This is a genomic window from Treponema sp. R8-4-B8 (assembly GCF_054786175.1).
This window is the reverse complement of the sequence record NZ_BDHE01000130.1, coordinates 1-1,006: the sequence shown is the minus strand read 5'-3', so window position 1 is coordinate 1,006 and position 1,006 is coordinate 1. Positions and strand designations below refer to the sequence as shown.

Annotated in this window: 2 protein-coding genes; both read right to left on the bottom strand. The window is 47.4% G+C overall.

Going from position 1 to position 1,006, the window contains the following annotated elements; all coding sequences use genetic code 11:
* Window positions 1-355, bottom strand: a 355-nt coding sequence (locus tag ACYVRA_RS07375; protein ID WP_461252101.1) for a hypothetical protein, incomplete at its 3' end; no start/stop codon positions are given.
* Window positions 352-1,006 (bottom strand): hypothetical protein (locus tag ACYVRA_RS07370; RefSeq protein WP_461252100.1); only part of this gene is annotated, 655 nt, incomplete at its 5' end. The genes ACYVRA_RS07370 and ACYVRA_RS07375, both read right to left, overlap by 4 nt.

Below are 1,006 nucleotides of genomic sequence, written 5' to 3'. Positions count from 1 at the left end.
CCTTGCTGCCAAAATAAATATTATCTTTATCCGAAGACGGGATTGAATTAATTTCCGCGCCGCTTTTAAACACCCAGCGCATATATCCGCTTTCCACGTCCAGCGCGTAAAAATTGCCATCATCTGAGCCGAAATAAATCGTATCCCCCATGACGATTGGCGGATTTAACGCGCGTATTCTTTCCTCGCCGCCGGATTGAAGTTTTATTTTCCAGCGGATACCCAGAGGAGGGGTGATGCGGGAATTACTCACGCCTCTTCCGTCTTCGCCGCGGAATTGTATCCAGTCATTTGCGCGCGAACAAGAATTCAGAATTAAGAAAGCAATTATAATTATATATGTTATTTTTTTCATAGATAGGCTAACCCTCTTAGAGAAATGATTCGGATAAACCAACGGTGTATGCCTTTTCTGCGGGTGGAGGTAAGGATGTTCTGGTACTCACTCTTTAGTTTTTCAAAACGGGTTTCCATTTCCGCGGGGTTGTCGAATTGCCGCCAGCGGAGTTCGGAGTAAATTTCCGCAAACGGTTTAAAGCATGAAGTTTTATCGTTGCCGCGGAATAATTGAGAGTACTCTGCGGCGGTTTTTGACGCGGGTTTAATTGGCTGTCCGTCCGCGGCAAGGCGGGCAAGGAGGAGCAGGTACAAGGAGCGCGTTCTGCTTCTGATGTCGCGGCTCGCGTTACGGGAATTAACGTACAGTAATAGCTCGCGCCCGTAACGGAGAGCGTAGGCGCAGATTAGGGCAAGAATCGCCAGATTGATTACCGCCTTGCCTAGTGCCCGCCATGGGAATTTTTTTACGTTAGAAAAAGTCTGCTGTTCGTCAAAGAGGGGGATAACCACGTCCCAGTTGTTAAAATCGCCCATGCCCATAGGAGGCAAGGAGAAAGCGGTGGACTCAAAATCCAGCCATCCGTAATCGGGAATGAAAAATTGCGTCCATGAATGAGAGTGGAGATTTGTAACCATGAATAAATTGTCAAAGGGGAATTGCTGCAGA